At 70.6% G+C, this 20901-nt stretch carries 15 protein-coding genes and 2 riboswitches; of the genes, 13 read left to right on the top strand and 2 right to left on the bottom strand.

Annotated features, from left to right (window positions below; all coding sequences use genetic code 11):
* Nucleotides 1-22 precede the first annotated feature (22 nt).
* Nucleotides 23-168, bottom strand: a riboswitch (cobalamin riboswitch).
* An 84-nt stretch (nt 169-252) separates the two neighbouring features.
* Nucleotides 253-327: riboswitch (cobalamin riboswitch) on the top strand.
* 121 nt (nt 328-448) lie between these two features.
* The 12 genes from ACFVQ0_RS24555 to ACFVQ0_RS24500 all read left to right on the top strand — a co-directional run bounded on the left by ACFVQ0_RS24555 (nt 449) and on the right by ACFVQ0_RS24500 (nt 14884).
* Nucleotides 449-1861 (top strand): hypothetical protein, encoded by a 1413-nt coding sequence (locus tag ACFVQ0_RS24555; protein WP_390091344.1) that lies wholly within the window; start codon nt 449-451, stop codon nt 1859-1861.
* A 75-nt stretch (nt 1862-1936) separates the two neighbouring features.
* Nucleotides 1937-3004, top strand: coding sequence for a tRNA (adenosine(37)-N6)-threonylcarbamoyltransferase complex transferase subunit TsaD (gene tsaD, locus ACFVQ0_RS24550; RefSeq protein WP_390091343.1), 1068 nt, complete (start codon nt 1937-1939; stop codon nt 3002-3004).
* 131 nt (nt 3005-3135) lie between these two features.
* Nucleotides 3136-4326 (top strand): ROK family protein, encoded by a 1191-nt coding sequence (locus ACFVQ0_RS24545; protein ID WP_390091342.1) that lies wholly within the window; start codon nt 3136-3138, stop codon nt 4324-4326.
* A 67-nt stretch (nt 4327-4393) separates the two neighbouring features.
* Nucleotides 4394-5719: an extracellular solute-binding protein gene (locus tag ACFVQ0_RS24540; RefSeq protein WP_390091341.1), complete on the top strand. Its 1326-nt coding sequence runs from the start codon at nt 4394-4396 to the stop codon at nt 5717-5719.
* Entirely contained in the window at nt 5706-6743 is a 1038-nt protein-coding gene (locus tag ACFVQ0_RS24535; protein WP_390091340.1) for a carbohydrate ABC transporter permease, read from the top strand. Before ACFVQ0_RS24540 ends, ACFVQ0_RS24535 begins: the two co-directional genes overlap by 14 nt.
* Nucleotides 6740-7615, top strand: a complete 876-nt coding sequence (locus ACFVQ0_RS24530) for a carbohydrate ABC transporter permease (RefSeq protein ID WP_390091339.1) — start codon at nt 6740-6742, stop codon at nt 7613-7615. The genes ACFVQ0_RS24535 and ACFVQ0_RS24530 overlap by 4 nt, the downstream gene beginning before the upstream one ends.
* On the top strand, nt 7612-9255 hold the full coding sequence (locus ACFVQ0_RS24525; RefSeq protein ID WP_390091338.1) for a beta-N-acetylhexosaminidase: 1644 nt from the start codon (nt 7612-7614) through the stop codon (nt 9253-9255). The genes ACFVQ0_RS24530 and ACFVQ0_RS24525 overlap by 4 nt, the downstream gene beginning before the upstream one ends.
* 49 nt (nt 9256-9304) lie before the next feature.
* The gene (locus tag ACFVQ0_RS24520; protein WP_390091337.1) at nt 9305-11425 is read left to right on the top strand and encodes a ricin-type beta-trefoil lectin domain protein; all 2121 of its coding nucleotides are present in this window, start codon (nt 9305-9307) and stop codon (nt 11423-11425) included.
* Nucleotides 11426-11589: 164 nt separating this feature from the next.
* Nucleotides 11590-12180: a lytic polysaccharide monooxygenase gene (locus ACFVQ0_RS24515; RefSeq protein ID WP_390091336.1), complete on the top strand. Its 591-nt coding sequence runs from the start codon at nt 11590-11592 to the stop codon at nt 12178-12180.
* Between the two features lie 137 nt (nt 12181-12317).
* Entirely contained in the window at nt 12318-12803 is a 486-nt protein-coding gene (locus ACFVQ0_RS24510; RefSeq protein ID WP_390091335.1) for an Lrp/AsnC family transcriptional regulator, read from the top strand.
* A 23-nt stretch (nt 12804-12826) separates the two neighbouring features.
* Complete coding sequence (locus ACFVQ0_RS24505; protein ID WP_390091333.1) at nt 12827-13513, top strand: HAD family hydrolase; 687 nt, start codon at nt 12827-12829, stop codon at nt 13511-13513.
* A 201-nt stretch (nt 13514-13714) separates the two neighbouring features.
* A complete protein-coding gene (locus ACFVQ0_RS24500; protein ID WP_390091332.1) occupies nt 13715-14884 on the top strand; it encodes a serine/threonine-protein kinase in 1170 nt (389 codons plus the stop codon).
* Nucleotides 14885-14893: 9 nt separating this feature from the next.
* On the opposite strand, the gene ACFVQ0_RS24495 is transcribed toward ACFVQ0_RS24500, so the two are convergent.
* Both ACFVQ0_RS24495 and ACFVQ0_RS24490 read right to left on the bottom strand, forming a co-directional pair.
* Nucleotides 14894-15886, bottom strand: a complete 993-nt coding sequence (locus tag ACFVQ0_RS24495) for an aldo/keto reductase (RefSeq protein ID WP_390091330.1) — start codon at nt 15884-15886, stop codon at nt 14894-14896.
* Nucleotides 15887-15943: 57 nt separating this feature from the next.
* Nucleotides 15944-16858 carry an aldo/keto reductase gene (locus ACFVQ0_RS24490; protein WP_390091329.1) on the bottom strand — a complete coding sequence of 305 codons (915 nt, stop codon included), beginning with the start codon at nt 16856-16858 and terminating at the stop codon, nt 15944-15946.
* Between the two features lie 488 nt (nt 16859-17346).
* Between ACFVQ0_RS24490 and ACFVQ0_RS24485 the strand changes: the two genes are divergently transcribed.
* On the top strand, nt 17347-20829 hold the full coding sequence (locus ACFVQ0_RS24485; RefSeq protein ID WP_390091369.1) for a M28 family peptidase: 3483 nt from the start codon (nt 17347-17349) through the stop codon (nt 20827-20829).
* Nucleotides 20830-20901 lie beyond the last annotated feature (72 nt).

Here is a 20901-nt window from a genome sequence, read left to right as displayed (position 1 = left end):
CGCCGTAGTCCGCGACGGCGCTTCTCGCTGCAGATCAGGCCCCAGGTAATCCGGCTCGCCCGGCGATGCCGGGCCTACGGTTGCGGGTCAGCGCCGGATTTCGACCGGCTTCCCCTGGAACTCAGTGCTTATCAGGCGGATTTGAGCACGCCCTCGCACACAACGTCAAGAGGCGGCCGCGCCGTTCGGACCGGGTTCGGGGGCTGCTGACAGGACTGCTCCGCCTGGGGTAGCGTCCTGGGCTGCCACATGGGGGAACCCGGTGAGAGTCCGGGGCTGACGCGCAGCGGTGTGGGACGGCGGGGGCCGTTCCGAGCCCGAATGCCCATGTCGGCGGTGCATCACAGGAAGCCGGTCCACGCGTTCGGGCGGCGGCCCTTCCCGCTGCCGCCCCTCTTCGGGCCGGACGCGGGCCTGGCCGGCGCGCCCCTCATCCCAGGAGCAGGCCATGCCTCGTCCTTCGGTCTCACCCCGTCTTGTGTTCACAGCAGCCGTCTCCCTCGGGGCTCTGTGTCTGAGTGCCCTGCCGGCGGCGGCCACCGCCACACCGGCCCAGATCGCCACCTCGAAGACGAACGGTGTCGCGTATCTCAAGTCCCTTCAGGCGGCCGACGGTTCGTACGCCTCGGGCGGACTCTCCAACGAGTGGGCATTCAGCGCCCTGGCCGCCGCCGGAACCGCGGCGGTGGACGTCACACCTGGCGGCGACGCCTCGAAGAACGCGAGATCGGTCTACCGCACCCTGCTCGCCACGGCGGGCTGGCCATCGGCGGCACCTGTGGTCACCGACTACGAACGCGCCACGCTCAACGCCTACGCGGCCGGTATCGACCCCGCCAGGGTCTCCTCCTCCCGCAATCTGATCGGTGACATCTACGGCTACTGGCAGAACGCGGAGCCCGGCTACTTCGGCCCGTCCGCGAACTTCAACGGGACCGTCTTCGCGGCCCTGGCCCTCGGCGGGGCCAGGACCCAGGCCGGCGCCCAGCGCATACCCCAGGCCCTGCGCGATGCGCTCGTCACCCGTATCCGCGCCAACCAGCACGACGACGGCGGCTGGAACTACAGCAAGGCCGAGGGCGATCCGGCGGCGCTCGCCGCCACCAGTGACATCGACATGACCGGCGCCGCGATGGCCGCGCTCTGTGTCTCCGGCGTCCCGGGCACTGACACGGACATCGCTCAGGCAAAGGCGTTCCTCAAGAGCAAACTGGTGCCCACGAGCGGCGCGTTCAACGCGATGTTCGGCGTCAACACCGACTCCAACGGCTGGGCGGTCTCCGGTCTGAACGCCTGCGGCATCAACCCGCAGACCGGTGATTTCCTCACCTCCGTCGGCAGGACCCCGGTCGACTTCCTCATCAGTCAGCAGTTCAGCCCCGGCGGCGGCTTCAAGTACCTGCCCGGCGACACCGCGCCCTCCGCCTACGCGTCCATCGACGGTCTGCGAGCCGTCGCCGGCGGCGGATTCACCACCGCTCCCCCGGCCCCCGTCACGAGCGGCGCGCCCCGGTGGGTGGCACAGTCCGCCTTCACCCCGGGTACCGCCGCGAAACTGGCCCTGACGGTGGACGACGGAGCGGGGGGCCTGAAGGTGTGCTCCGTCACCCTCACTCCCACGGGGACCACGACGACGCTCGGCGCCGTCCTGGACGCGGCGACGAGCGGGGCGACCCCGTCCGGCTGCGTGAGCGGCGTGACACCGTCCTCGGGAACGGGCACGATCACGTCTCTCAACGGCAAGGCGAACAGCGGGACGAACACGTGGAAGGTCAGCGGCGACGGTTCGGCCTTCGCGGGAGCGAACCGCGCGACGGTGCTCAACGCCGGTGACACCATCGCCCTGCGCCGGGGCGCCTGACCGGACCGGGTGGTCTTCGACGTATCCTTATTGCACATGCGTCGCAATTAGCCAGCATGTGCAGAAAGGTGCGTCATGGAGTCCCCGGTGGTGCTCGGCATCGAGTCCTCGTGCGACGAGACCGGCGCGGGTCTCGTACGGAACGGGCGCCTGCTCGGACACGCGCTGGCGTCGAGCATGGACGAGCACGCGCGGTTCGGCGGAGTGGTGCCGGAGATCGCGGCGCGGGCACACCTGCACGCGTTCACGCCCGTCATGCGGGAGGCGCTGGACCGGGCGGGACTGCGGATGGCGGACATCGGTGCCGTGGCGGTCACCACCGGCCCCGGGCTGTCGGGGGCGCTCCAGGTGGGGCTCGCCGGGGCGAAGACCCTGGCGTTCTCGCTCGGGGTGCCGCTGTACGGGGTGCACCACCTGGCCGGGCACGTGGCCGCCGACACCCTGGAGCACGGGCCGCTGCCCGATCCCTGCATGGTGCTGATCGTCTCCGGTGGCCACACCTCCCTGCTGCTCGTACGGGATCTGGCGCGTGACCCGATCACGCATCTGGGCGACACCGTGGACGACGCGGCCGGCGAGTGCTTCGACAAGGTGGCCCGGGTGTTCGGGCTGCCGTATCCGGGCGGGCCGGCCATCGACCGGGCCGCCCGGGACGGCGATCCGCGCGCCGTGGCGTTCCCGCGCCCGCTGTCCGGGCCGCGGGACTCACGTCACGACTTCTCGTTCTCCGGGCTGAAGACCTCCGCCGCGCGCTGGGCCGAGCGGTACCGGCTGCGCGGCGAGGAACCGCCGCTGGCGGACGGGGCCGCCTCGCTCCAGGAGGCCGTGGCCGACGTGCTGACGCGCAAGGCGGTCGCCGCCTGCCGCGAGCACGGCGTGGACACCCTGGTCGTGGTGGGCGGAGTGGCCGCCAACTCCCGCGTCCGGGCGCTCGCGGAGGAACGCTGCCTCGCCGCCGGCATCACACTGCGGATCCCGCCGCTGAAGCTGTGCACCGACAACGGGGCGATGATCGCCTCGGTCGGAGACCTCCTGGTCCGGGCGGGGGCCGAACCCGCGCCCCTGGACGTCTCCATCGACCCGTCCGCACCCCTGGAGTACGCCGCGCTGCACCCCATCGCCCGTACGGCCAGGGCCGCCTGACGGTCCGCTCCGGCACGGCAACGGTCACCGCCATGGCCGAAATACGCCCGTCCACCCCCTTGACGGTGGCAGAAATGCGACTGACTATCTAAAGCATCTTAAGTAAAGCCGCTTTAGGAAGCAGTCTCTCCATGGGCAAATCCGCCGTTCCTCCCGCCGGGCCCCTCCGTCCGCAGCGCAGCCTGCTCCAGGTGCCCGCCCTGCCGCGCCGGCCTCCGGAGCGGCAGAAGGCGAGCACGCTGGACAGCCGGGTGCACAACCGGTCGCTGGTGCTGGCGACGCTGTACCACGAGGGGCCCAGGAGCCGTTCGGAGATCGCGCGGGCGTCCGGGCTGACCGCGCCGACGATCTCCGCGCTCGTCGCGGACCTTGAGGAGGACGGGCTCGTCGCCGACATCGGCCCCCGGCAGGGCGGCGCCCGGCTCGGCAAGCCCGCGAGCCTCGTGCGCATCGAGGACGACGCGGTGAACCTCGTGGTCCTGGACCTTTCGCACAGCAACCGGTTCAGTGGCGCGGTGCTCAACCTGCGGGGCGAGGCCGTCGAGCGCCGGGATGTGCCGCTCGGCGATGCCCTGGGCGCGGCCGCCCACGAACTGGTGCTCCGGCTCACCGCGGAACTGATCGGGGCGGCGCCCCGGCGGGTGCTCGGGATCGGCGTCGGCTCGCCGGGCATCATCGACGACACCGGGGTCATCCGTCTCGCCGCCCATCTCGGCTGGACGGACCTTCCGTTGGCGGCCGAACTGGCCGAACGCTTCGGCATCCCGGCTTACGTCGGCAACGACGTGAACCTGGCGGCGCTCGGGGTGCTGCACTTCCGGGACGCGCGGACCCAGAACCTCATGGTGATCTCGATCGAGCACGGCGTCGGCGCGGGGCTGATCGTCGGCGGCGAGCGGGTCGAGGGAGAGCAGTTCGCGGCGGGCGAGATCGGTCACGTCACCGTGGACGAGCACGGCGAGCTGTGCGTCTGCGGGCGGCGCGGCTGCCTCGATCTGTCCATCGACGCGGGGCACCTGAGGCGCCGTCTGGAGCGGGCTCCCGAGGAGCGCTGGCCGGTCCTGCGGGCGGAGGCGGGCCGGGCGCTGGGCACCGTACTCGCCCCGATCATCAGTGTCCTGAACCTGAACGAGATCGTGCTGACCGGCCCTCCCGAACTGGTCGACGGGGAGTTCCTCGACGCCGCGCTGGAGATCGTCCGGGCTCGCACGCTCGGCCCGGTCAACGCCGCTCTCGACATCCGGTCCCTCGCCGGGGACGACGATCTGATCCTGCTCGGCGGCGCGTGCCTGGTACTCGCCGGTGAGCTCGGGGTGCTCTGAACCGGGCCCACCACCCTGCCGTCCCCTTCGCCTCGCTTGAAACTTCCTCATACTCACAGGAGTTGCGATGAAACACTCAAGGTTCGCCGCGGTCGGCGCCCTCGGCCTGGCCTCCGCTCTCACCCTGACGGCCTGTAACGGCTCCGGGACGGGCGGCGCGGGCGGCGGTGAGCAGAAGGTCTCCGACGCGAAGGCGGAGGGCAAGACCCTCACCGTGTGGATCATGCAGGACGACTACTCCCCCGAGTCGCTCAAGGCGATCAAGCAGGAGTTCTCCGCGAAGACCGGTGCCGGGGTCACGATCGAGACCCAGAGCTGGGACGGGATCGCCACCAAGCTCACGACGGCGCTGGCCACCGACAGCCCGCCGGACGTCCTCGACCTCGGCAACACCCAGGTCGCGAGCTATGCCTCCAGCGGCGGCCTGATGGACCTGACCCCGTACGCCAAGGACCTCAGGCAGGGCCAGAAATGGCTTCCCGGTCTGGAGGACCCTTCGACGGTCGACGGCAGGCTGTACGCCGTGCCGGGCTTCGCCGCCGCCCGCGCGGTGATCTACAACAGGACGATGTGGTCGAAGGCCGGCGTCAAGAAGGCGCCGAAGACCTACGCCGAGCTCACCGCGGCGCTCGGGAAGGTCCGGGCGGCCAACAAGGCGTCCGACTTCTCACCGTTCTACCTGCCCGGCCAGCACTGGGCCACCGGGCTGCAGTTCATCTGGGACGCGGGTGGCGAGATAGCCACAGAGCAGGGCGGCAAGTGGTCGGCCGGGATCGGCTCCGCCAAGGCGCGGTCCGGTCTCGCCGAGTTCAAGAAGTTCCAGAACGCGTACTCCGCGCCCGCCTCCCGTACCGCCGATCCGCAGAACCCGGACCAGCTCCAGGTGTTCGCCGACGGGAAGGCGGGCGCCATCACCGCGACCAGCGGGCAGATCGCCCAGATCGAGAAGGCCAACCCCGAGCTCACCGACGCCGATCTCGGGTCTTTCCCGCTGCCCGGCACCTCCGGCAAGGCCCAGCCGGTGATGCTGGGCGGCGCCGTATGGGGCGTGGCGGCCAAGAGCAAGGAGCAGGATCTGGCGCTCCAGTGGATGAAGACCGCCGCGAGCCCCGGCATCCAGGACACCTGGATCGGCGGGCACGACGGCTGGAATCCGAACAGCGCCGAAGCGAACGAGAAGGCCCTGGACAGGGCCGCCCCGCTCAAGAAGGGATTCTTCGAGGCGGCGCTGAACTCCCGTGCCACACCGGCCAGTCCGAAGTGGGCGGCGCTGGAGGCCGACAAGTCCGTCAACCAGTTGTTCTCCGGCGTCGCCTCCGGCAAGAAGTCCCCGGCGGACGCGGCCCGCGACTTCGACGCCGCGGTGGACAAGGCACTCAATGCGGCCGGCTGACGAGGCGGGCCGCCCCAGCCCGTTGGGCGCCCATGACCTGCTCACCAAGGATCCGGAGCCCGCGACAGCGCCGGCCGGCGGCGGGCCGCTCGACGCGGCCGGTACGGCGGAGCCGGGGAAGCGGCCGGCGAGACGCCGACGGCAGTGGGCGGTGGTGTGGCTGCTCTCACCGGCCGGGCTGGTGATGGCCGCCTTCAGCGTGGCACCGGTCCTGTTCCTGGTCTTCACCTCGTTCACGGACTACAACCAACGCACCCTGTTCACCGGTGAGTTCAGCATGGTCGGCACGAAGCAGTACGCCGACATGTTCGACGACCCGGAGTTCTGGAAGTCGCTGGTGCGCAGCGTGCTGTTCACCGTGGCGATGGTCGCGGGCAGCGTCACGCTGGGCGTCGGCGTGGCCCAGTTGCTCACCCGGCTGCGCACCGCGATGCGCATGACGGTGACCGTCGTGCTGATCTTCGCCTGGGCCATGCCGAACGTCGCTTCCTCCCTGGTGTGGAAGTGGCTGTTCCAGCCGGGCTACGGGGTCGTCAACTGGCTGCTGACCCAGACGCACGTGTTCGGCGACGTGACCAATACCGACTGGGGCCAGAACGCCTCGCTCGCGTATCTCTCGATCTGGTCCCTGGTGGTCTGGCAGGCGGTGCCGTTCATCGCGCTGACCCTGTACGCGGCGCTCACCCAGCTGCCCCTGGAGCTGCCGGAGGCGGCGCGGCTGGACGGGGCGGGCGAGTGGCGGGTGTGGTGGTCGGTCACACTGCCCTTCCTGCGGCCGACCCTGCTGCTCGTCACGATCATGTCGGTGATCTGGGACTTCAACGTCTTCAACCAGATCTGGCTGGTCTCCGCGGGTGGTCCCGACAACGCGACGAGCACGCTCGGGATCTTCGCGTACAAGACGGCGTTCGTGTCCTTCCGGATCGGCCAGGGCGCGGCCCTGTCGGTCATCACCACCGCGATCCTGCTGGGGATCACCGCCGTGTACATCCGCAACCTGCTTCGCTCGGGGGAGGACCTGTGAGAAGCCGTACGGGAAACCGGGTGAAGGGCCGTCCGTACCGGGCGGGGAACCCACGGGGCGGCTGGCTGAACAACACGCTCGCCACCCTCTTCTGCCTCGTGTGGATCTTCCCTGTCTACTGGATGGTCAACACCGCCTTCAAGGCACGCTCCGAGGCGATGACGCCGACGCCGCACTTCTGGCCGTCCTCCCCGACCCTGCGCAACTTCGACGCGGCGATCAACCAGACGGGCTTCCTGACCGACCTGCGCAACAGCCTGATCGTGGTGGGCGGCGCCGTGCTGCTCGCCGTGGTCCTGGGGGCGTTCGCCGCGGCGGCGCTGTCCCGGTTCCGCTTCCGGGGCCGGCGCACCATCATGGTGTCGATCCTGATCGTGCAGATGCTGCCGATCACGGCGCTGCTCATCCCGACCTTCCTGATCTTCAACGAGATCGGGCTGCTCGGCACGTACATCGGGCTGGTCCTCGCTTACGTGGCCACCGTGCTGCCCTTCTCGATCTGGGTCATGCGCGGGTTCTTCATCACGGTCCCGGCGGAGATCGAGGAGGCCGCGCGGCTCGACGGCGCGACCACCTGGCAGACCCTGACCCGGATCCTCTTCCCCCTGGTGGCGCCGGGCCTGATCGCGTCCAGCATCTTCGCGTTCATCACGGCGTGGAACGACTATCTGGTCGCCTACACCTTCATGAAGGACCAGGACCACTACACGCTGCCCGTCTGGCTGGCGTCGTTCTCCACTCCCGCCACCGGTACCGATTTCGGCGGCCAGATGGCCGGCTCGGTGCTCTTCTCGCTGCCGGTGGTCGTCTTCTTCCTGATCATCCAACGCAAGCTGGTGTCCGGCATGTCCGCCGGAGCCGTGAAGGGATGACCCCCACCATGCTCCTCCTCCCCCGCCCCCGCTCGGCCGCGTCCGGCGACGGCGCGTTTCCGCTGGACACGTCCACCCGGATCAGCGCGCCCGCCGAACTGGCGCCGACCGCGCACTGGCTGCAGTCGGTGCTGCGTCCGGCGACCGGACTGGCGCTGCCGGTGACCGCGGGCTCCGGACCCGCCCCGGCGGGCCCCGTGCTGGCGCTGGCCCTGGATCCGCGCCTCCCCGCGGAGGGCTACCGCCTGGTCAGCGGTCCGGACGGCGTCACCGTCACGGGAGGTGACACCGCGGGCGTCTTCTACGGCTGCCAGACCCTGCGTCAGCTCCTGCCGCCGCAGATCTACCGCGCCGCCGGGACGGCCGGGGTGAGCTGGACGGTACCCTACGGCACCGTCGAGGACTCGCCCCGCTTCCGCTGGCGCGGCACGATGCTGGACGTGGCCCGGCACTTCATGCCCAAGCACGACGTGCTGCGCTTCCTCGACCTGCTGGCGATGCACCGCATCAACACGCTTCACCTGCACCTGACCGACGATCAGGGGTGGCGGGTGGAGATCCTGCGGCACCCCCGGCTGACCGAGGTCGGCTCCTGGCGCCGCGAGTCCCAGCTCGGCGCCGCGGAGGACGCCCCCAACGACGGTCGTCCGCACGGTGGTTACTACACCCAGGACGATCTGCGCGAGATAGTCGCGTACGCCGCCCAGCGGCACATCACGGTCATGCCGGAGATCGACGTACCGGGCCACTCGCAGGCCGCCATCGCCGCCTACCCCGAACTCGGCGTACGGGGCGAGCGGTTGGAGACCAGTCCTCGGTGGGGCATCAACAAGAACATCCTCAACGCGGAGGAGTCGACGCTCGAATTCTTCCTCGGTGTGTTCGACGAGGTGATGGACCTCTTCCCCGGGCCCTTCATCGGCATCGGCGGCGACGAGTGCCCCAAGGACCAGTGGGACGCCGATCCGCGCAGCCGGGAACTGATGGCTGAGCGGGGGCTCGCCGGCTCGAAGGAGCTACAGGCGTGGTTCCTCGGCCGGATCGGCGCGCACGTCGCGTCGCGCGGGCGCCGGGTGTTCGGGTGGGACGAGATCCTGGAGGGCGCTGTCCCGGAAGGTGTCGCGGTCGCCTCGTGGCGCGGGATGACCGGGGCCCGTACGGCGGCCCGCCGGGGATACGACGTGATCTCCTGCCCGGACGACCTGGCGTACCTGGACTACCGGCAGTCGGAGCTGGAGAGCGAACCGATCCCGTTCGCGGTGCCGCTGACGCTCGCGGACGCGTACGGCTTCGACCCGGTGCCCGACGGGCTCACCGAGGGGGAGACGGCCCGGATCCTCGGCGGACAGGCCAACCTCTGGACCGAGCACATGGATTCGCCCCGGACGGTCGACTACTACGCCTTCCCGCGCCTGTGCGCCATCGCGGAGGCGCTGTGGAGCGACGGCGAGCGCGATTTCGACGCCTTCCTCGTACGGCTCCGTACCCACCTGGCCCGGCTCGACGCCATCGGTGTCGAGTACCGCCGGGAGGACGGCCCGCTGCCGTGGCAGAGCCGGCCCGGCGTCCCGGGCAAACCCGCGACACGCGCCGACTGGGCCGAGTTCATCGACGGACTCGTGGCCCCCATCAGGACCTGAGCACCCTCCCGCACCACCTGCGAATCCGCACCTCTCCGAAGGAGAAACAGTGAAGCAGAGAACAGGACGACGGGCCGGCCTCGCGGCGGCGTCCGCGCTCACCGTGGCCGTGGCGACAGGAGTGGTGGGCCTGCCCGCCGCGAACGCCGCGAACGCCGCGGCATCCGGGACAGTGACCATCGGCGGGAAGTGTCTGGACGTCACCGACGGCAGCTCGGCCAACGGCACCGCCATCCAGCTGTTCGACTGCAACGGCGGCACCGCCCAGCAGTTCAGCTGGGCGGACGACGGCTCGTTGAAGGTGCTCGGCAAATGCCTTGATGTGACGGGCGGTTCGGATGCCAACGGCGCGCGCGTCCAGCTCTACGACTGCGCACGGGTGAACCAGCAGAAGTTCGAGTACCTGCCCGACGGGACCATCTACAGCGCCAAGTCCGGTAAGTGCGTGGCCGTACTGGGTGAGGTCGCGAACTACGCGCGGACCGGCCTCGCTCCGTGCGACCCGAAGCAGGCGTCGCAGCACTGGACCGCCGCGTCGGCGCCCGGCCCGGAGTACCGCCTCTCGGCCGGTGCCCCCGTCGAGTACGCCAACCCCGATGACACCCCGGCCGGGGTGTTCACGGCGAAGGACGGCCGGTTCTACTACCAGCAGGCGCACGCCCTGTACAGCGCGGACGACCCGCGCGAGTGGAACTTCTTCAGCGGCGACGACTTCGACTCGGCGCGGCTCGACCCGATATCCGGTGCGGTGAACCCCGCCGACGAGCGGGACCGCAACGACGACACGACGTGGCGCTGCAACAACAGCCCCACCGGCAAGGAAGCCACATCGGCCCCGGACACGTCCGGCTACGCCCATCCCAACTACTGCGATCTGGCGGGCGTGTGGGTCGATCCGGACAGCGGCGACTGGTACGGCCTGGTGCACAACGAGTTCACGCCGCAGCCGTTCGGCGACGGCATGCACTACGACGGGATCGACTACGCCGTCTCCCGGGACCAGGGCAGGACCTGGTCGATCGAGGACCACGTGATCACCTCGCCGTACAGCACGAAGCGCGATGACACCGGCCAGTTCCCGCAGGACACGTACGACTACGGCGACGGCGACCCGCGCCTGTTCGTGGACAACGCCTCGGGGTACTTCTACGTCTTCTACGCCGACCGGGTGCTGAACAAGTCCGGCGGCGGCAGCGTCTGGCACCAACACGTGGCGCGCGCGCCCATCGCCGGGAAGATGGCGCCCTCCTCATGGAGGAAGTGGCACGACGGCGCCTGGCAGTCGCCCGGCACCGGCGGCGAGGAATCCAACATCATCCCGGCGGACGGCAACGGCACCGGCTACACCGCGCCTGCCGACGAGTACAAGCCGTCCACCGCGGGCAAGGCGGCGGACCAGGTCGCGCGGGGCACCATGCCGGACAACTCCCAGCTGACCGTCATGAACATCACGTGGAGCGCCTACCTGGGCAAGTACATCGGCACCCCGCAGAACAACATCGCCCAGGCCACCGAGACCGACTCCCCGCTGCACTTCTACGCGACGGACGACCTGGCCACCCAGAAGTGGGAGGACATCGGCAGCGTCGCGGAGAACCAGAACGCCTCGTGGTACCGGTGGTTCCTCGACTCGGGGAGCAGGACCACATCCAGCGTGGTGGGCAGGACGTTCCGCTCGTACTGCTCCTTCTACTGCGACACGTACACGGGCGAGTACGCCGACATCACCATCGAGCCCACCTCGAAGACCGCGCTGCCCGTCTCCCCGGCCGGTGGCGGGGCCCGGGAGATCAGGGCCGCGAACGGCAGGTCCCTCGCGCTGTCCGGCGGACCGGCCCAGAAGTGGAAGGTCACGAGCACCGGCGACGGCTTCTACACCGTCTCCGGACCTGACGGCCGGCCGCTGCGCGTCGCGGACGGGGCGAGCGGGCGGGCCTGGGGCGCGCGGGTCTCACTCGGCGCGAAGGGCGCCACGGTGTCGGCCACCTCCCAGTGGTACGTCCAGAAGGCGGTGAAGTCCCCCGCCGCGGGTGGCGCTTCACGGGCCACGGGTGAGTACCGCCTGGTCAACCGCCACAGCGGGCTGGCCCTGAGCATCGACGGCCACGGCTCGGTCTCGACCGCACCGCAGCAGGCGGACGCGGCCCAGTTGGTGTCGTTCCGCCCCTGACGGCCGTCGGGCGGCGCGGCGGACCGGGGCTTCGGCCCCGGTCCGCGGGTCCCGGCAGAGGCTTCTCGGACGGTATGGACAGGGTGAGTTGACATGACTACGCTCACCCTTGGTCTAGACCGCAGAACTCTCCGGACGTCACCCCACATCTCCAGGAGCTACGTATGCGCAGAAGGATCACTTCCTTACTGGCCGGGCTCGGCCTGGCCGGTGCGGCACTCTTCGCCACCTCCGGCAGCGCCCAGAGCCACGGCTACACCGACTCCCCCATCAGCCGTCAGCAGCTCTGCGGCATCGGCACCGTCAAGCACTGCGGACAGATCCAGTGGGAGCCCCCGAGCGTCGAGGGCCCCAAGGGTTTCCCCACCCGCGGACCGGCCGACGGCCACATCTGCTCGGGCGGCATCGGCCGGTTCTCCGAGCTCGACGACCCGCGCGGCGGCGCCTGGCCCGCCACCAAGGTCACCGCCGGGCAGAGCTACACGTTCAACTGGCGGATCGAGGCGCGGCACGCCACGACCGACTTCCGGTACTACATCACCAAGGACGGCTACGACCCGTCCCAGCCGCTCACCCGGGCCGACCTGGACCCGCAGCCGTTCCTCACCGTCCCCTTCGGCGGCAAGCTGCCCGGCTCGACCGTGACCCACTCGGGCGTACTGCCGCAGAAGTCCGGCAAGCACCTGATCCTCGGCGTCTGGACGATCTCCGACACCGGGAACGCCTTCTACGCCTGCTCCGACGTGCAGTTCTGACACCGTCCCAGCCGCCGCTCCGAGCCACCCGGCCACCGGCCGGACGCACGGGGCGGCGGCCCGCCGCACCGGCCCACCGGTATGCCATTGGTACAGTCGCCGCCCCAGCAGACGTACCAGTGAGAGGCCGGCCGACCATGGCGGTGGACGCGCTCGACACCCGCATCCTGCGGCTGCTCATCGAGCAGCCGCACACCAGCGTGCGGGAGTACGCCCGGATTCTCTCCATCGCCCGGGGCACCCTCCAGGCCCGCATCGACCGGCTGGAACGCGACGGGGTGATCACCGGCAGTGGACCGGTCCTCTCCCCCGCCGCGCTCGGCCACCCGGTACTCGCCTTCGTCCACCTGGAGGTGACGCAGGGGCACCTCGACGACGTGGGCGAAGCGCTCGCCGCCGTCCCGGAGATCGTCGAGGCCTTCTCCACCACGGGCGGCGGCGACCTGCTGACCCGGGTGGTGGCCCGTGACAACGGACATCTGGAGGACGTGATCCAGCAGCTGATCCAGCTGCCGGGCGTGGTCAGAACCAGCACCGAGGTGGCGCTGCGGGAGCGGGTGCCGCACCGGCTGCTGCCCCTGGTGGAATCGGTGGGCCGGGCGGCCGCGGGGGACCCGGGATGATCAGCTGCTGAGAGCATGACCGTATGAACTCATCACGCACACGGCTCCCTTCGGTCCTCTTCGACCTGGACGGCACGCTCGTCGACAGCGAGCCGAACGCCTACGAGTCGGCGCGGCTGCTGCTGGAACGGTACGGGGTGCCGGACTTCACCTGGGAGCAGAACGCCCGGTTCGTCGGCATCAGCAACCGCGAGGCGCTCGCCGTGCTGCGGACCGAGTACGGCATCGGGGCCTCCGTGGACGAGCTGGTGGCGGGTCAGGACGCCATCTATCTGGAGCTGGCGCGCACCTCGACCGAGGCGTTTCCGGAGATGCGGAAGTTCGTGGAGACGCTGCACGCGCGCGGCGTCGCCATGGCGGTGGCCTCGGGTTCGTCGCCGGCCGCGATAAAGACCGTGCTGAAGGCCACCGGTCTCGACGCGTATCTCACCGAGTACGTCTCCGCGGAGGAAGTGACGCGTGGAAAGCCCGCACCGGACGTCTTCCTGGAGGCGGCGCGCCGTCTCGGCGTCCCGCCGGCCGGCTGCGTGGTGGTGGAGGACGCCCCGCCGGGCGCCGAGGCGGCCCGAGCGGCGGGCATGCGCTGCATCGCGGTCCCCTATGTACGGGCGACTGCCGGTGATCCGGTGTTCGTGGCGGCGGATCTGCTCTTCCCCGGCGGTCAGGGCGAGTTCAGCGCACAGGCCGCCTGTGCGTGGTTGTTCGCCTGATCCGCGCCGATCCCGCCCGGCGGTCGTCCGGCCGCCGTCCGCCGGATATCCTGATCATGCTGCGTGCCCCCACCCCGTCGGATACGGATGAGGTCGCAGCCGCGGCAGTCGAAGCGGTCCTCGGCCCAAACTCTGGATAGGTGTGCGCAGGTGCTGGTTGCTGGTCGGTACCGATTGATATCCGCCATCGGTCGTGGCGGGATGGGTGAGGTCTGGCGGGCCACGGACGAGGTCCTCGGCAGGTCCGTCGCCGTGAAGCTGCTGCTGGGAGAGCACGCCGACGAGTCGGCCACCGCGCGTTTCCGGCTGGAGGCCCAGACCGCTGCCCGGCTGAGCCATCCGCATCTGGTGGCGGTGTTCGACTTCGGGTCCTGGGAGGACCGGCTCTTCCTGGTGATGGAGCTGGTCGAGGGCAGGAGCCTCGCCGATCTGCTGCTGGCCCAGGAACGGCTGGACCCGGAGCAGGTCGCCCGCATCGCCGGGCAGGCCGCCGCCGGGCTGGCCGCGGCCCACCGGCAGGGCATAGTCCACCGGGACATCAAGCCCGGAAACCTGATGCTGGACGCGGAGGGCTCCGTCAAGATCGGTGACTTCGGCATCGCCCAGTTCGTCGACGACCCGTCCGCCGCGCTCACCACCACCGGCCATATCGTCGGCACGAGCCTCTACCTCGCACCGGAGCGGGCGCTGGGCCGCACGGCCGACGCCGCCTCGGACATGTACTCCCTCGGCTGTGTGATCTACCAACTGCTCCTCGGTCAGCCGCCGTTCCGTTCCGACACCCCGACCGCCACCCTCTACCAGCACGTGGACACGCCTCCCGTGCCGCTGCGGCAGCGCGGGGTCGACATGTCCGCCGCCTTCGACTCGTACCTGCTGGGACTGCTCGCGAAGCAGCCGGAGGACCGGCCGACGGCCCAGCAGGTGGCCGACTGGTTCAGCGGCGAGGCCTGGCGGGGGCAGGCGGAGCCGCTGCCGATGTACCGGCCCGCTCCACCGGCCGCGCCCTACCCGTCGGCGCCCGCACCGTCCTCCCGCGCGCCGCACCGGCCCCCGGCGAAGGCCGCGCCCGGCGCCGCGGCCGGCGAGGACACCGGCGCTCCGACCACCTACCGGCTGCCGCAGGCGGCCGGCGGCCACGGGCGGCGCGCGGCAAGCCGGCCGAGGAGCGTCCCCCGGCGCAGCACCCGTGAGGCGATAAGACGGCGCCCGAGGGTGGCCAGTGCCATCGCGGGCACCGTCGCCTTCCTCGCCGCCGTGTATCTGGGGATGAGTCTCTTCTCCCCCGATTCCAGTTCGGCCACCACCCCGGACGAGGTCATCCCGACGAGCGGTGCGCAGTCACCGGCCCCCGACGACGAGGGCCGGTAGTCCCACGCGCTACCAGCGGCCGTGCACCGCCGCGCGGATCCTGCGGTCGTAGAGGTCACGTACCGCGTCGAGCGTCCTGTCCGCCAGTGGCTCCAGCGCCGCCGCCGACGCGTTGGCGCGGGCCTGTTCCACCGAACGCGCGCCGGGGATCACGCTGGTGACGCCCGGCTGCTGGATGATCCAGCGCAGTGCGGTCTGCGCCGGCGTCGCCCCCTGGGGAGCGAGCCCGGCGAATTCGGCCGCGGCGGCGATCCCGGTCGCGTAGTCGATTCCGGAGAAGGTCTCGCCCTGGTCGAACGCCTCTCCGTGCCGGTTGTACGTGCGGTGGTCGTCGGGACCGAAGACGGTGTCCTTGGTGTACTTGCCGGAGAGCAGCCCGGAGGCGAGCGGCACGCGCGCGACGATGCCGACACCGGCGGCGCGCGCGGCCGGAAGCACCTCGTCCAGCGGCTTGAGGCGGAACGGGTTGAGGATGATCTGGACGCTGGCGACGCCGGGGCGGGCGATGGCCGTCAGCGCCTCCGCGCAGGTCTCGACACTCACCCCGTAGGCGGCGATCCGCTGCTGTTCGACCAGTGTGTCGAGTGCGTCGTAGACCGCGTCGGAGGAGTAGACGGCGGCCGGCGGGCAGTGCAGCTGCACCAGGTCCAGGGTGTCGACGCCCAGGTTCGACCGCGAGCGGTCGTTCCAGGCGCGGAAGTTGTCCAGGACGTAGTTCTCCGGCAGCTGCTCGACGCGCCGGCCCATCTTCGTGGCGACGAAGACCCGCGCGTCCGGACGCTCCTTCAGATAGCGGCCGATGAGCTGTTCGCTGCGGCCGTCCCCGTACACATCCGCGGTGTCGAAGAAGGTGACTCCCGACTCGACGGCCGCGTCGAGCACGCCGAAGGCATCCTCCTCCCGCACCTCGCCCCAGTCCCCGCCGAGCTGCCATGTGCCCTGCCCGACGACCGATACGTCCCGTCCGGTCCTGCCCAGTTCGCGCTGCTCCATGGAGATCATGCTACGTCGCCACGGGGCCGGCCCCGGGTCTCCCCGGGGCCGGCCCGCGGTGTGGGCTCAGGAGGCGTGCCGGCCCAGTTCCGTGAGGAGCCGCAGCTCGTCCCCGGTGAGCCGCAGGGCGGCCGCCGCGACGTTCTCCGTGAGGTGGTCCGGGTCGCCGGTGCCCGGAATGGCCAGTACGTGCGGGCCGCGCTGGAGGGTCCAGGCCAGCCGGACCTGGGCGGGCGAGGCTCCGTGCGCCCTGGCGACGGCCGACACCGCCTCGCTCTCCGCGGCGGCGGCCGCACCGGACTCCCGGCCCTCGCCCGCGATGGCGTAGAACGGCACGAAGGCGATACCCCGCTCCCCGCAGATCCGCAGCACATCGTCGGAGTCCGCGCGGCGGGTGGCTATGCCGTACCGGTTCTGCACGCAGACGACCGGTGCGATGGGCAGGGCCTCCGCGATCTGGTCCACCCCGACGTTGGACAGCCCCAGGTGGCGGATCAGCCCCTCCTCCCGCAGTTCGGCCAGCGCGCCGAACCTGTCCGCGATGGAGGCGGGCCCGTTCATGCGGAGGTTCACCACGTCGAGGTGGTCGCGGCCGAGCTGGCGGAGGTTCTCCTCGACCTGGCCGCGCAGGTCCTGCGGCCGGGCCCAGTCCAGCCAGTCGCCGGACGGGCCCCGGCCGGGGCCGACCTTGGTGGTGATGACCAGGTCGTCCGGGTAGGGCCCGAGCGCCCGGTTGATCAGCTCGTTGGCCGAGCTCATCGGTGAGAAGTAGAAGGCCGCCGTGTCGATGTGGTTCACACCGAGGTCAACGGCCCTGCGGAGCACGGCGATGGCCCGGTCCCGGTCGTGCGGGGTGCGGGCGGTGCTGAGCGCGGCGCCGCTCTGGGTGAGGCGCATCGCGCCGAAACCCATCCGGTTGACGGTCAGGTCGCCCAGCTGCCAGGTGCCGGCGTCCGCTGCGGTGATGGTTCCCGAAGTCATGTCTGTCGTCTTCCTCGTTGGCGGCGGGCCGGGGCCGGCCGCGTGACGGTACGTCAGGAGGGCTTGTGTAATTGATCGAGAGGTGATAAGGTCACAGTGGATATTTTCGTGGCAAGATCATTGAGTGCGGGTGCATACTAAACCCCTCACCGTCGGCCTGTCCACTCCCCCTCGCGTTCTTCCGGCGTCCGGATTCCGCCGCGCCGTCGATCTCTCGCGAGCCGCCTGGTGAACACACCAACTCGCCACCACTCTGTGCGAACGCTGTGCGATCCCACCGGGCCGACTTGACCAGACTTGCCAACTCCCGTCATAGCGACCTCAGTTCGTTGACCCACCGAGGGCCACGTGTGAGTGTTCGGTCGCTCGATCACGGACACCACCTGGGCGGACGGCCGACGGCAGCCGCACGGGAGGGGCGACTGTCCACGCCGCCGCCCGTGACCGAGGTCCCCACGAACCGAGGAGCCTCGATGAAACGCAGACCGATGACGGCCGGGACAACCCTGGCCGTCCTCGCCGCGATGCTGGTCGCCACGAATGGCCAGTCAGCTTCCGCGGAACCGTCCCCGCCCGCCCCCACCCCTCTCGCGGCCGCCGTGTCGGCCGCCGACCGGGCGGCCGCCAGTGGCCTCGACGCCCTGGCGAAGGGACCGGAGGAACGCTACGAGCGGCAGAACGTGACCCCGTGGGTCAACGGGCTCTACTCGATCGCCTACCAGCGCACCTACCGCGGACTCCCGGTGGTCGGCGGGGACGCCGTCGTGGTGGCCGACTCCAAGGGACGGGTCCGCGGCGCGCAGTCGGCGGTCTCCCGGCGGATCAACGTGCCGACCACCGCGACCGTCTCCGCCGCGAGGGCCGAGACCGCCGCGCGCAAGAAGCTGAAGTCCGTCGAGCGGGTGGACAGCCACCGGCTGGTCGTACGGGCCACCGGCAAGAAGTCCCGGCTGGCCTGGGAGACGGTGCTGACCGGCCGGACCGCGAAGGCGCCCAGCCATCTGCACGTCTTCGTCGACGCGGGCACCGGCACGGTGCTCGACAGCTACGACGACGTCAAGGCCGGCACCGGCAACAGCCAGTGGAACGGGCCCTCCCCGCTCTCCATCAACACGACTTCCTCCGGCGGGAGTTACTCGCTCCGGGATCCCGGCAGGCCGGGACTCAGCTGCGCCGACTACAGCACGGGCGGCGTCTTCACCAAGTCCTCCGACTCCTGGGGCACCGGCAACGCCGCCAGCAAGGAGACCGGCTGCGTCGACGTCATGTGGGCGGCCCAGCACGAGTGGGACATGCTGCGCGACTGGCTGGGGCGCAACGGCCACGACGGCAACGGCCGCAGCTGGCCGGTCAAGGTCGGGCTGAACGACGTGAACGCCTACTGGGACGGCTCCACCGTCTCCATCGGCCACAACAACGCCAACCAGTGGATCGGCGCCATGGACGTCGTGGGCCACGAGTTCGGCCACGGCATCGACCAGTACACCCCCGGCGGCGCCAACAACGAGTCCGGTCTCGGCGAGGCGACCGGCGACATCATGGGGGCGCTCACCGAGGCGTACACCAACGAGCCGGCCCCGTACGACGACCCGGACTACACCGTCGGCGAGAAGATCAACCTCGTGGGCAACGGGCCGATCCGCATCATGTACAACCCGGGGCAGATCGGTGACCCGAACTGCTACAGCTCCTCCATACCCAGCACGGAGGAGCACGCGGCGGCCGGTCCGCTCAACCACTGGTTCTACCTGCTGGCCGAGGGTTCCAGCCCCGGCGGCGGCAAGCCGTCCAGCCCGACGTGCAACAGCTCCTCGGTCACCGGCGTGGGCATCCAGAGCGCGGGCAAGGTCTTCTACGGCGGAATGCTGCTCAAGACCAGCGGCATGACGTACAAGCGCTACCGCACGGCCACGCTCACCTCGGCCAAGGCCCTCGACGCCACCTGTGTGCTGTTCAACCGGACGAAGGCCGCCTGGGACGCCGTCAGCGTGCCCGCCCAGAGCGGTGACCCCGCCTGCACCCCGAGCGGCAACAACGACTTCTCGATGTCGCTGGACCCGGCCACCGGCTCGGTGAAGCCCGGCAGCTCCGTGACGGCCACGGTCAGGACGACCGTCAGCTCCGGCAGCGCGCAGACGGTGAACCTGTCCGCGACCGGTCAGCCGAGCGGGGTCTCCGTCTCCTTCAGCCCGTCCTCCGTGCAGTCGGGCGCGACTTCGGCCATGACCGTCTCGACGACGTCGGCCGCGGCCCCCGGGACCTACACGCTCACCGTGAAGGGCGACGGCACCCAGAGCCACACCGCGCAGTACACGCTGACCGTCAATGACGGCGGTGGCACGCCGGGCGGCACGCCTCCCGACATCAGCGTCGCCAATGTGCAGTCGCACCTCTCGCAGCTCAGCACCATCGCCTCGCAGAACGGCGGCAACCGCCGGGCCGGCAGCGCCGGTTACACCGCCTCGCTCGCCTATGTGAAGGGCAAGCTCCAGGCGGCCGGCTACACCGTCAGCGAGCAGACCTGCGGCAGCTGCACCTACGCGGGCAAGAACCTCATCGCGGACTGGCCCGGCGGTCCGGCGGACAAGACCGTGATGTTCGGCGCCCATCTGGACAGCGTCAGCGCCGGGCCCGGCATCAATGACAACGGTTCCGGCTCTGCCACCCTGCTGGAGAACGCCCTCGCGCTGGCCCAGCAGAACCCGACGATGACCAAGCACGTCCGCTTCGCCTGGTGGAACGGCGAGGAGCAGGGCCTCCAGGGCTCCCAGTACTACGTCGGGCAGCTGACCTCCGCCCAGCGCGCCACCATCAGCGCGTACTACAACTTCGACATGATCGCCTCCACCAACGGCGGCTACTTCATCAACAACCTCAACTCGGCGGCCTCCGCCCCGATGAAGGAGTACTGGACCTCGCTCGGCCTCGCTCCGGAGGAGAACGTCGAGGGCCAGGGACGTTCCGACGACTACTCCTTCCAGCAGGGCGGCATCGCCACCTCCGGGTACGCGACCGGCGCGAGTGACACCAAGACCTCGGCCCAGGCCGCCAAGTGGGGCGGAACGGCCGGGCGTTCGTACGATCCCTGCTACCACCAGTCGTGCGACACGACCAGCAACATCAACGCGACCGCTCTCGACCGCAGCGCCGACGGTGTCGCCTACACGGTGTGGAAGACGGCGGTCGGCACCACCGCACCGGCCGACGACTTCTCCGTCTCGGTGAACCCGGTGTCCGGCAACGTCCAGCCGGGCGCCTCGGCGACCGCGACCGTGTCCACGGCCACCACCAGCGGCTCCGGGCAGAGCGTCCGCCTGACGGCCTCCGGTGCGCCGAGCGGGGTCACCGTCTCCTTCGCCCCGGCTACCGTGCAGTCGGGTTCGTCCTCGACGATGACCGTCTCCGCGGGGGCCCAGGCCGCCGCCGGCACCTACACGCTCACGGTGACCGCGACGGGCACCGCCACCCACACCACCACCTACTCGCTGGTCGTCGGTGGCGGCGGCAACTGCCAGGCCCGGCAGGTCGTCGCCAACGGCGGCTTCGAGAACGGCACGGCGCCGTGGACCCAGACGGACGGGGTCATCAACAACCGGACGTCGGAGAAGCCGGCGCACACCGGCTCGTACCAGGCCTGGTTCGGCGGCTGGGGCAGCACCCACAGTGACAGCGCCTCGCAGTCACTGACCGTCCCGGCGGGCTGCTCGACGTACCGGCTGTCGTTCTTCCTGCGCACCGACACCGCCGAGTCGGCGGGCGACGCGACGGCCTACGACACGTTCACCGTCAAGCTGGGGACCCGGACGCTGGCCACGTACTCGAACCTCGACGCGGGCGGCGGTTACGTCCAGCAGAGCTTCGACGTCGGCTCCGCCGCGGGGCAGACGGTCACGCTGGGGTTCACCAGTAAGGAGGACGCCTACCTCCAGACCAGCTTCGTGCTGGACGATGTCGCGCTCGACGTGAGCTGACCCGGGATCAGCATGACGGGGGCGGGGGCGGGGCGTGGCGACGCGCCCCGCCCCCGGCGTTCCGGCGGACGT

The sequence above is a fragment of the Streptomyces sp. NPDC057900 genome, from assembly GCF_042887885.1.
In the GTDB taxonomy this organism is placed as follows: domain Bacteria; phylum Actinomycetota; class Actinomycetes; order Streptomycetales; family Streptomycetaceae; genus Streptomyces.
Note: the sequence above shows the minus strand (reverse complement) of the source record. Positions and strands in the feature narration are given on the sequence as shown.

Coding starts and splice junctions, on each gene's coding strand:
- ACFVQ0_RS24555 (WP_390091344.1), top strand. CDS start 449: ATGCCTCGTCCTTCGGTCTCACCCCGTCTTGTGTTCACAGCAGCCGTC.
- tsaD (WP_390091343.1), top strand. CDS start 1,937: ATGGAGTCCCCGGTGGTGCTCGGCATCGAGTCCTCGTGCGACGAGACC.
- ACFVQ0_RS24545 (WP_390091342.1), top strand. CDS start 3,136: ATGGGCAAATCCGCCGTTCCTCCCGCCGGGCCCCTCCGTCCGCAGCGC.
- ACFVQ0_RS24540 (WP_390091341.1), top strand. CDS start 4,394: ATGAAACACTCAAGGTTCGCCGCGGTCGGCGCCCTCGGCCTGGCCTCC.
- ACFVQ0_RS24535 (WP_390091340.1), top strand. CDS start 5,706: ATGCGGCCGGCTGACGAGGCGGGCCGCCCCAGCCCGTTGGGCGCCCAT.
- ACFVQ0_RS24525 (WP_390091338.1), top strand. CDS start 7,612: ATGACCCCCACCATGCTCCTCCTCCCCCGCCCCCGCTCGGCCGCGTCC.
- ACFVQ0_RS24515 (WP_390091336.1), top strand. CDS start 11,590: ATGCGCAGAAGGATCACTTCCTTACTGGCCGGGCTCGGCCTGGCCGGT.
- ACFVQ0_RS24510 (WP_390091335.1), top strand. CDS start 12,318: ATGGCGGTGGACGCGCTCGACACCCGCATCCTGCGGCTGCTCATCGAG.
- ACFVQ0_RS24505 (WP_390091333.1), top strand. CDS start 12,827: ATGAACTCATCACGCACACGGCTCCCTTCGGTCCTCTTCGACCTGGAC.
- ACFVQ0_RS24500 (WP_390091332.1), top strand. CDS start 13,715: ATGGGTGAGGTCTGGCGGGCCACGGACGAGGTCCTCGGCAGGTCCGTC.
- ACFVQ0_RS24495 (WP_390091330.1), bottom strand. CDS start 15,886: ATGATCTCCATGGAGCAGCGCGAACTGGGCAGGACCGGACGGGACGTA.
- ACFVQ0_RS24490 (WP_390091329.1), bottom strand. CDS start 16,858: ATGACTTCGGGAACCATCACCGCAGCGGACGCCGGCACCTGGCAGCTG.
- ACFVQ0_RS24485 (WP_390091369.1), top strand. CDS start 17,347: ATGACGGCCGGGACAACCCTGGCCGTCCTCGCCGCGATGCTGGTCGCC.